This window comes from Stenotrophomonas sp. TEPEL, from assembly GCF_004348785.1.
GTDB lineage: Bacteria > Pseudomonadota > Gammaproteobacteria > Xanthomonadales > Xanthomonadaceae > Stenotrophomonas > Stenotrophomonas indicatrix.
In genome coordinates this window covers 3,164,003-3,173,930 of sequence record NZ_QQXJ01000001.1, presented here as the reverse complement: position 1 = coordinate 3,173,930, position 9,928 = coordinate 3,164,003, and the positions used below count along the sequence as shown (strand labels likewise).

Here is a 9,928-nt window from a genome sequence, read left to right as displayed (position 1 = left end):
TCGAGCTTACAGGGACGTACTTGCAGCGTCCCCTGCATGGCCCATCCCGCCCGGCCAAGCACGCGATCCGCTCTGCGCGACCCACCACGACGGGCTCAGCCGTTCGCGGCCAACTCCGCATCCAGCGCATGCAGGCGATCAACGGTCCCGACATCGGTCCAGCGCCCGCGATGGTGCTGCCCCGTCATCAGCCCCTGTGCCATGAAATGCTTCTGCAACGGCACCACCGAAAACTTCGGTGGCACACGCTCGCTGCCCGGTGCCTGGCCGATCACCGCACGCCAATCGGCCACGATCGACGGACGATAGACGCCGATGCCCGCATAGGTCAGGCACGGGCCTTCGCGGTCATGGTGCAGCACACCGTGCGCGTCCAGGCGGTAGTCGCCATTGGGGTGCTGCGCCGGGTTGTCGACCAGCACCAGATGCGCTTGGCCGGCCGGTTCACGCGGCAGCGTGGCGAAATCGAAATCGGTCCAGATATCGCCGTTCACTACCAGGAACGGATCGTCCCCCAGCGCTGGCAATGCATTGAGGATGCCGCCACCGGTTTCCAGCGGGGTATCGCCTTCGTGCATGAAATGCAGGCGCAGGCCCCACTGGCTGCCATCGCCCAATGCAGCCGGGAACTGCTCGGCGAGCCACGCGGTGTTGATCACCACCTCGTGGATGCCGAGCGCAGCCAACCGCTGCAGATGCCACACGATCAGAGGTTTGCCGGCCACCGCCAGCAGTGGCTTGGGCGTGTGCAGGGTGAGCGGACGCATGCGCTCGCCCAGGCCGGCGGCGAAAATCAGTGCCTTCATCGATGCGGCCTTCAGCGCTGCACGCGCATTGGCGCGGCCAACTCGGCCAGTGCCGGTTTGATCCGCGTTTCCAGCAACTGCTGCAGGGGCGCCAGCTCGCGGTAGCGCGGCAGCACTTCATCGAGGTAGGCGATGAAGCGCGGCGCATCGTCCAGGTAGTGGCCCTTGTTGTCGCGATAGCGCAGGCGGCAGAACAGGCCGAGGATCTTCACGTGGCGCTGGATGCCCATCCAGTCGGCATCGCGCAGGAAGGTGGCACGGTCGGGTACCGGCAGGCCGGCATCGCGTGCGCGCTGGTGATACTGCGCCAGCCATTCGTCCACGCGCTGCAGCGGCCAGCTCAGGAAGGCATCCTTGAACAGACTGACCGCGTCGTAGGCGATCGGGCCACGCACCAGGTCCTGGAAATCCAGCACCGCCGGGCCGCCGTCCACCGGCATCAGGTTGCGCGGCATGTAGTCGCGGTGGGTCATCAGCTGGGCCTGGCCCAGCGCGTTGTCCATCAGCCGACGGTGCACCAGCTGCAGGCCTTCGATCTCGCCGCAGTCCAGTTCAAGGCCAAGATGGCGTTGCAGGAACCACTCGTCGAACAGGCCGGCATCACGCTGCAGCAGCGCTTCGCCGAACTGGCCGAAATCGGCCGGCACCGGAATGGCCTGCAGGCGCAGCAGCTGATCGATGGATCGGCTGAACCACTCGTCGGCATTGCGTTCGTCGAGGATCTTGGCCAGCGTCGGGCCGCCCAGGTCTTCCAGCAGCAGGAAGCCGGCGTCGAGGTCCTGGGCAAGCAGGGCGGGCACACGCAGGCCGTGATCGTGCAGCAGGCCGCGCATGCGCAGCCATGGCGCGGGGTCTTCCAGCCCTGGCGGGGCGTCCATGACGATGTGGCTGCCGCGCTGGCTGGTGGTGCGCCAGTAGCTGCGCATGCCGGCGTCGACCGAGGCGCGTTCGACCACGGCGTTGCCATCGTCAAGCTGGGTACGGGCCCATTGCAGGCGCTGTGCGCTGCGCCGGGGATCGGAGGCGGGTTCGGTCATGCAAGCAGATCCGGGCGCGCCGGGCGCGCCAACGTCGGGGGCAGAAGGGAGAAGGGGATGGCGGCTCAGCGGCGGCCGCTGAACAGGCGCAGGATCGCCAGCACGACCACCGCACCCAGCACCGCGCCGAGGAAGCCGGCCGGTTCACCGGGCGCGTACCAGCCCATGTACTGGCCGAACCAGCCGGCCAGCAGCGCGCCGATGATGCCCAGCACGATGGTCAGCAGGCAGCCCATGCGGTTGTTGCCGGGCATGAAGAAGCGTCCCAGCAGGCCGACGAAGAAGCCGACCAGGATGATGTAGAGCCAGCTGGTGCTGCCAAACAGACCGTTCATGCGATCAGTGCTCTGGAAGGTTGGACGCAGCCTAGCAAGGCCGGGCTGCGTCCGTCACTGCGTGCTGGATCAGCAGCAGCCGTGGTCGCCGTGGCGGGTGCCGCTGTCGGCGGCCACCGGCGAACCGCTGGTCTCGCCACGCAGGCTGGCCGCGTAGTGCTCGCTGATCACCTTGGACACGCACGCGGTGACCTTCTTGCCCATCGGGATGTGCAGGAACTCGTTCGGGCCGTGGGCATTGGAGTGCGGGCCGAGCACGCCGGTGATCATGAACTGGGCGCCCGGGAACTTCTCGCCCAGCATGCCCATGAACGGGATCGAGCCGCCTTCGCCCATGTACATCGCCGGCTTGCCGAAGAAGGTCTGGCTGGCATCGTCGATCGCCTTGGTCAGCCACGGTGCCATCGCCGGCGCGTTCCAGCCGGTGGAGGCCTTTTCCAGGTCCAGGGTGACCTGCGCGCCGTTCGGCGGATCGCGCAGCAGCGCTTCCTTCAGCAGCTCGCCGCAGGTCTTGCCGTCGGCAGTCGGCGGCAGGCGCAGCGACAGCTTCACTGCGGTATGCGGGCGCAGCACGTTGCCGGCCGATTCCAGCGGCGGCATGCCGCCGATGCCGGTCACCGACAGGGCCGGGCGCCAGGTGCGGTTGAGCACCAGCTCGGTCAGGTCGTCGTTCATCGGCTTGAGGCCATCGACCAGCGGGAATTTCTCGAAGATCGCGGTGTCGACCACGTCGGCGGCACGCTTGGCCTGTTCCAGGCGCTCGGCCGGGATCTCCACGTTCATGCCGTCGATCAGGATGCGGCCGGTGTCCTGGTCCTCGATGCGCGACAGCAGCTGGCGCAGCAGGCGGAAGCTGGACGGCACCACGCCGGAGGCGTCACCGGAGTGCACGCCTTCGTTGAGCACCTTCACCGAGAAGTTGCCGCCGGTCAGGCCGCGCAGCGAGGTGGTGCACCACAGCTGGTCGTAGTTGGCACAGCCCGAATCCAGGCAGACCACCAGCGACGGCTTGCCGATGCGGTCGGCCAGATGGTCCACGTAGGCCGGCAGGTCGTAGCTGCCCGACTCTTCACAGGCTTCGATCAGAACCACGCAGCGGGCATGCGGCAAGCCCTGGGCCTGCAGTGCCAGCACGGCGGCCAGCGAGCCGAAGATGGCGTAACCGTCATCGGCACCGCCACGGCCGTACAGCTTGTCGCCGCGCAGGACCGGGGTCCACGGGCCCAGGTCGTCGTCCCAGCCGGTCATCTCCGGCTGCTTGTCCAGGTGCCCGTAGAGCAGGATGGTGTCGTCGCCGGTTTCGGCGCCGGTAGCCGGAATTTCCAGCAGAATCAGCGGGGTACGGCCTTCCAGGCGCACCACTTCGACCTTCAGGCCGGGCAGGTCCTGGGCCTTGGCCCAGGTTTCCATCAGGGTGACCGCCTGCTCCATGTAGCCGTTCTGCACCCAGTTGGCGTCGAACATCGGCGACTTGTTGGGAATGCGGATGTAGTCGACCAACTGCGGGACGATTTCGCTGTCCCACTTGTCATTGACGAATTGGCCGAGCTTGGCGCTGTCCATCTGAAACTCCGGTTGCATGGCTGATCCGCCCATTCTACGCCTCGGCCAAGGGTAGGGTTTTCCCTACATCACGTCGGGTATTTGGCTGGCTTTTAGAAATCCGTGAACCCTATACGCTGTGTGCATGTGGTGACGGACACTGTTTCGACCGACGGGATTGCCGGTCGGGACGGTCAGAACCACAAGGAGATACACGTCGTGCCTTGGTTTGTCGTGTTAAGGGCGCTGGTGCTGGGAGTGTGGATCGCGGGAGCGCAAGCTGCCGAGCCGATCGACATCAACCGGGCCGATGCCCAGGCGCTGCAGCAGGGATTGACGATGGTCGGGGCCACCAAGGCTGTGGCGATCGTCGAGCACCGGCGCAGACACGGCCCGTTTCACCGCGTCGAGGACCTGACGCAGGTGAAGGGGATAGGGACATCGATCGTCGAACGGAATCGACGACGGATCACCGTTGGCAACACGATGTTGCCTGCGGATCCGGTACCCGGATCGGTACCGGTGCGAACCGTACCCAGGCGCTGACAACAGGAATCGTCGGAATCTGCAGGATGCAGGTTCAATGGTTGCGGACAGGATGGCTGCAGCCGCCGACCGTCGCAGGGATGCGGCACCAATCACCAGGATGGTGGCATCACAGACCTGTGGAAGGGGCTGAGATACAAACAGGACAGACGCGGCCGCGTGCAGGACGCAACGCCGCCCCCGCTTCGCAGGATGCGAGGGGGTGGCAGCAGGCCGACAGGGACGTGACGATTGCCCGGTACGACACATGGCTGTGTCGCCGGGCAATTTCTTTTGGCGCGGCTACGACGTGCCCATGGTGTACGGTGGGGCCTTCGCATGGAATGGAACCTGCTGGATGCACCTGCACCGTTTGACTTTGATGCTCGCCGTGGCCTTGGCACTGCCGTGCGCCGCACAGGCGGCCGCACCCTCCAGGCCTGTCGTGGCCACGACTTCCGAAGTACGCGGGCCGACCGACCTCAAGCCGGGCGAGTACCTGTGGCATCCGGAAGTCTCGCCGGCCGGTCCGATCGTGCTGGTGGTGAGCCTGGATGAGCAACGGGCCTACGTGTACCGCAATGGCATTGCCATCGGCCTGACCACGATCAGCTCGGGCAAGACCGGCCATGAGACGCCGACCGGTGTGTTCACCATCCTGCAGAAGGACAAGGACCACCGCTCCAACCTCTACAACAGCGCGCCCATGCCGTACATGCAGCGGCTGACCTGGGACGGCATCGCCCTTCACGGCGGCAGCCTGCCCGGGCATCCGGCCTCGCATGGCTGCGTGCGCCTGCCGCAGGCCTTCGCCCAGAAGCTGTTCAGCGAAACCAAGCGCGGCGATACGGTGGTCGTGGCCGATGCCAAGAGCGCGCCGATGACGCTGGCCTATCCGGCGGTGCTGGCGCCGGTGAATGCACGCGGCCAGGCCCTGCCGGAAGGCGAGGGCGGTGCGCCCGACAAGGCCTGGTGGGATGATGCGGCCGCACCCAGTGGCCAGGTCGGCATCCTGGTCAGCCTGCACGACCAGCGCCTGTACGTGCTGCGCGATGGCGTGATGATCGGTGAGTCGCCGCTGAAGGCCGACGCGCTGCCAGCGTTCCAGGGCACCACCCTGTTCGTGATGGGCCAAGGCTACAGCGATACCCCCAGCCCGCTTGACGCGCAGCAGCGCCTGCACCAGTGGACGGCCTATCCGCTGCTGGGCCAGGACCGCGCCCAGGCCACGCCGGACCTGCTGGCCACGCCGTCGTTGCCGATGGCACTGCCGGCCGATTTCGCCCGCCAGCTGTACCAGGTGCTGGTGCCGGGCACGACCCTGCTGGTGACGTCGCTGCCGGCGGTGCGCCCAAGCGCGGCTGAATCGGGAATGCAGCCGGTCTTGGAATCGGAGCCGCCAGCGTCCACCCTCAAGGGATCCTGAGACCTCCCGACGTGCCCATGTCTGCTTCCCGCCTGTGCCGGTTGGCCGCCCTTGGCCTGCTGGCAACCACTGCCAGCGCCCCGGCCGGGGCGCAGACGCCCGTTGCCGCCATCAGCGCCGACGACCTCGCCGCGCAGCTGGCACGCACCGCGCCCAAGGCCGACCGTCGGGTTCTGCAGTTGGCTGCCCACGCCATGCGCTGCGCACTGCAGCGACCGGAGCTGGGTGTCAGCAGCGAACGCCTGAGCGTGATCGATTACTCGCGGCCGTCCACCGAGCCGCGGATGTGGGTCTTCGACCTGGCCCGCCAGCGGCTGTTGTTCGAGGAGTGGGTGGCCCACGGCCGCAACAGCGGCGAGAACCGCACCGAACATTTCTCCAACCGCGATGGCAGCTTCATGTCCAGCATCGGTGCGTTCACCGCGCAGGAAACCTACATGGGCGGCAACGGCTATTCGCTGCGCCTGGCAGGATTGGAGCCGGGGTTCAACGATCGTGCACGCGAGCGCGCCATCGTCATCCACGGTGCGCCGTATGTGAATCCGTCCACTGCGCAGTTGCAGGGGCGGTTGGGGCGCAGTCTGGGCTGCCCGGCGGTGCGGTTGTCGGTGGCCAAGCCGCTGATCGACGCGCTGCGAGGCGGCACGATGGTGTTTGCGTACTACCCCGACAAGGACTGGCTCAAGCACTCACAGCTGCTGGGCGGCGATTGCGGTACGGCTGCGGGTCTTGCAACGCGTTGATGCGTTGCGGCGCGCGGCATGATGCAATGCGCGCATGAACATCGACTCCCTGCTGCAGACCCCGAGCCAGGTGATTTCCAGCCTGGATTACCGCCGCGAACGCTGGCGCAACGGCCTCGGCTGGACCCGCGAGATCCTGCGGTTGCCAGCGCAGGGCGATGATTGGGCGTTGCGCCTGTCGGTGGCCGAGATCGAGCAGGACGCCGCGTTTTCCGCATTCCCGGGCGTCGAGCGCGAACTGGTGCTGCTGCAGGGCAATGGCGTGCGCCTGCGTTTCGAGGACGGCCGCGTAGCAGAGGTGCTGCCACCGCATGGGCGCGTGCGTTTTGCCGGTGAGGCTGCGCTGCACGGCGAGCTGGTGGACGGCACCACCCACGATTTCAACCTGATGTGGAAGCGCGGACTGCTGCAGGCCGAGCTGCTGCATCGTCCACTGGTCGGGCCGATGTTCTTCTTCTGCGAGCCGGGCGTGGCCTGGGCCCTGCACCTGTTGGGCGGGCAGGCCACGTTCGGCGCGGACAGCGGATTGCCTGCGATGCAGGCCGGCGATACCGCGTGGTTGGCCGCCGGTGAGCGTCAGCGGCATGCATTGCAGGGCGGCGGCGAGTTGTTGGCGATACGGGTGAGCGCGGCGGGCGGCTGAGCCAGCGTCGGCGCGCGGGGGCAATCATCCACGCCATGCGTGGATGCGGCAGCCGATTCCGCAGCAGGGTGCGAACAAGGGACCGCCGCCAGCCATTCAGTAGATCCACGCCATGCGTGGATGCGGCAGCCGATGCCGCAGCAGGGTGCGAACAAGGGACCGCCGCCAGACGTTCAGTAGATCCACGCCATGCGTGGATGCAGCAGCCGATGCCGCAGCAGGGTGCGAACAAGGGATCGCCGCCACAAGAGGCAATTCGCCCCACGCGTTCGCTCAATACACGTCGCGCCGGTAACGACGGGCCAGCAGCAGCGCTTCCTTGCCGTCGGCACCGAGCACCTGCTCGATCACCGCATCCACTGCCGGGGCCATGCCCTGCAGGCTGCCGCAGACCAGGATCGTCGCGCCGTCATCGACCCACTGCCGCAGCGTGGTTGCTTCGGCCAGCAGGCGATCCTGCACGTGGCGATGTGCGCCGCCATCACGGCTGAATACCGTATCCAGGCGGGTCAGCGTGCCGTTGCCGAGCATCGCCTGCAGTTCATCGCCGAAGTGGAAATCATGCGCGGCCGAGCGTTCGCCGAACAACAGCCAGGTGCGGGCACCGCCAGTGCGTGCGCGTTCGTGCAGGTGTGCGCGCAGGCCGGCGATACCGGTGCCGTTGCCGATCAGCAGCAGTGGAACATCGGCGGCGACGCCATGGAAATTCTCGTTGCGCCGCAGGCGCATCTGTACCGGCCCGCCGATGGCGGCGTGGTCGCACAGCCAGCCACTGCCGATGCCCGGCGTGCCATCGGCACGCACCTGCCGGCGCAGCAGCAGTTCCACCGCGCCGTCGTCCATCACCGAGGCGATGGAGTATTCGCGATGGGGCAGGGGCTGCAGTGCCGCCAGCAACCCAGGCAGATCGCCTGCTGCCACCAATGACGGCAGGTGCGAGCGCGCAACGCGGGCGAGCAGCGCAGTGCCGTCGTCCAACACGGTGTCCGCATCGAAGCCCTGCGTCTGCAGCCAGTCGCGCGTGCTCTGTTCGGCGTGCTGCGGACCGACTTCGGCGATGTCACCGGCCTGCCACTGCGCGCCGCTGCCGGCCGGGGGCTGCAGGCGCAGCCAATGGACCGGACCACCTGCGCTGCCGGGGTTGAGGTGGGTACGCTGCAGCAGCGTCCACGGCTGGTACTCGGCCGGTGCCCAATCGGGAAGTTCGCTCGCGCCGCCGCCGAGCTGGCCAAGCAGTTGCTGCCAGTGGCGCAGGGCAGCTGGATCGGCGTTGTCGACTTCAATGGCATCGAACAGCGGATGTGCTCCGTGCTGGCGCAGCCAGTCGTGCAGCTGGTGGCCGAACGCGCAGAAATGCCCGTAGCTGCGATCACCCAGTGCGAGTACGCCGTACTGCACGTGGTGCAGCGGCGGCGGCGTGCCCATCACCTTGCGCAGGAAGGGCAGGGCGTGGTCGGGTGCATCGCCCTCGCCGGTGGTGCTGACGATGAACAGTGCACGCGCGCTGCCCGCCAGCAGGGTGGCATCGACCTCGTGCAGACCGCGCAAGCGCACCGGCATGCCGGCCGAACGCAGAGCCTGCGTACTGCGCTCGGCCAGTTCGCGGGCGAAGCCGGTCTGGCTGGACCAGACCAGCAGCATCGGTGGGTTGCCGCCTTCGGGCGTGTCGTCGCGCGGACGGCTGCGCCACCACAGCACGCCACACGCCAGCAGATACAGCGCGGTGGCGGCCAGTGCGATGCCCCACTGCCGGGCCGGCGGTGCACCCTGCCACCACGCTTCGCCCAGGTGCAGGCGCAGCAGTGCCCCGCCGATCACCGCCAGCAGGGCCAGCACCATGACGTTGCCAACGGTCGCGCGCGGGAAACGCATGCTCATCCAGCCTGCCCATCCAGCAGCTGCTGGAAGGCGCTGCTGAGGGTTTCGCGTGGGCCGGTGGTGGTGCGTTCCAGATAGCGCGCGGCCAGCCCCTCGCGCTCTGCCAGCGCGATGCCTGCGTCGCGGCCGAGCACGGTCAGCGCGGTGGCCCAGGCGTCAGCGTGCATCGCGTCGCTGGCGACCACGGTGACGGCGGCTGCGACCTGCCGTACCGGCGTGCCGCTGCGCGGGTCAAGGCTGTGGCTGTAGGCCACGTCATCGTCGTGATAGTGGTGCCAGCGATCGCCGGAGGTGGCCACCGCCTTGCCGTCCAGCGCCAGGACACGCGGTGGCGTATCGGTGTGGGCATCTTCTTCCGGCGCCGACTCCACCAGCACGCGCCACGGCTGGCCGTCGGGCTTGCGGCCGTAGCCGGCCAGTTCCCCACCGACTTCAATCAGCGCGGCATCGACACCCTGGCCGCGCAGCCAGGCGGCGACGTGGTCGACGCCGAAGCCCTTGGCGATCGCCGAAAGATCCAGCTCCAGGCCACCGGGCTGCAGCAGCGCATCCTCCTGCCAGTGCAGGCGCTGCCAGCCGCAGCGTGCACGGGTTGCCTGCAACGTGGCGGCATCGGGTGCGCGCCGTGCGCCGGCATGGGCGCCGAAGCCCCACAGCGCCACCAGCGGACCGATGGTGGGGTCGAACGCACCGCCGCTGGCTGCAGCGATGGCCTGCGCGCAGGCCAACACATGGCGTGTCTCGATGGGAAGCGCGAGGTACTGACCTGCGTCGGCACGGTTGTAGCGGCTCAGGTCGGAACCCGCTTCCCAGGTGCTCATCTGTGCAACCACTTCATCCAGACGTGCCTGGATGCCCGCATGCAGTGGATGCAGGTCGCGCTGGCGCGGTACGACCAGTGACACGCTCCAGGTGGTGCCCATGGTGGTGCCGCCCAGCCGGGCGATGTCGAGTGCGGTAGAGGTCATCGGCATGCGTGGCAGGCTGCGATAC

The 9,928-nt window shown here is 67.8% G+C and carries 10 protein-coding genes; 4 read left to right on the top strand and 6 right to left on the bottom strand.

The features are described 5' to 3' along the window. Positions 1–95: 95 nt before the first annotated feature. From murU to TEP_RS14450, 4 genes are all read right to left on the bottom strand, one after another. Positions 96–806 carry an N-acetylmuramate alpha-1-phosphate uridylyltransferase MurU gene (gene murU, locus TEP_RS14465; protein WP_132825740.1) on the bottom strand — a complete coding sequence of 237 codons (711 nt, stop codon included), beginning with the start codon at positions 804–806 and terminating at the stop codon, positions 96–98. 11 nt (positions 807–817) lie between these two features. Further along, positions 818–1,843, bottom strand: a complete 1,026-nt coding sequence (locus tag TEP_RS14460; RefSeq protein WP_132825739.1) for a phosphotransferase — start codon at positions 1,841–1,843, stop codon at positions 818–820. 65 nt (positions 1,844–1,908) lie between these two features. Further along, positions 1,909–2,178, bottom strand: coding sequence for a GlsB/YeaQ/YmgE family stress response membrane protein (locus TEP_RS14455; RefSeq protein WP_025874000.1), 270 nt, complete (start codon positions 2,176–2,178; stop codon positions 1,909–1,911). A gap of 69 nt (positions 2,179–2,247) precedes the next feature. Next, a complete protein-coding gene (locus tag TEP_RS14450) occupies positions 2,248–3,741 on the bottom strand; it encodes a M20 family metallopeptidase (RefSeq protein WP_033830531.1) in 1,494 nt (497 codons plus the stop codon). A gap of 198 nt (positions 3,742–3,939) precedes the next feature. Here TEP_RS14450 and TEP_RS14445 point away from each other — a divergent pair, with 198 nt between their 5' ends. From TEP_RS14445 to TEP_RS14430, 4 genes are all read left to right on the top strand, one after another. After that, positions 3,940–4,266, top strand: coding sequence for a helix-hairpin-helix domain-containing protein (locus tag TEP_RS14445; protein ID WP_165933930.1), 327 nt, complete (start codon positions 3,940–3,942; stop codon positions 4,264–4,266). 337 nt (positions 4,267–4,603) lie between these two features. Further along, positions 4,604–5,671 carry a L,D-transpeptidase gene (locus TEP_RS14440; protein ID WP_033832066.1) on the top strand — a complete coding sequence of 356 codons (1,068 nt, stop codon included), beginning with the start codon at positions 4,604–4,606 and terminating at the stop codon, positions 5,669–5,671. Positions 5,672–5,688: 17 nt separating this feature from the next. Continuing rightward, positions 5,689–6,414 carry a murein L,D-transpeptidase catalytic domain family protein gene (locus tag TEP_RS14435; protein WP_132825737.1) on the top strand — a complete coding sequence of 242 codons (726 nt, stop codon included), beginning with the start codon at positions 5,689–5,691 and terminating at the stop codon, positions 6,412–6,414. 34 nt (positions 6,415–6,448) lie between these two features. After that, positions 6,449–7,057 (top strand): HutD family protein, encoded by a 609-nt coding sequence (locus TEP_RS14430; protein WP_032975832.1) that lies wholly within the window; start codon positions 6,449–6,451, stop codon positions 7,055–7,057. Between the two features lie 273 nt (positions 7,058–7,330). Here TEP_RS14430 and TEP_RS14425 read toward each other — a convergent pair whose 3' ends face one another. Continuing rightward, positions 7,331–8,935: a sulfite reductase subunit alpha gene (locus TEP_RS14425; RefSeq protein ID WP_132825736.1), complete on the bottom strand. Its 1,605-nt coding sequence runs from the start codon at positions 8,933–8,935 to the stop codon at positions 7,331–7,333. Next, positions 8,932–9,903, bottom strand: coding sequence for an FAD:protein FMN transferase (locus TEP_RS14420; RefSeq protein WP_132826549.1), 972 nt, complete (start codon positions 9,901–9,903; stop codon positions 8,932–8,934). The genes TEP_RS14425 and TEP_RS14420 overlap by 4 nt, the downstream gene beginning before the upstream one ends. Between the last annotated feature and the right edge of the window lie 25 nt (positions 9,904–9,928).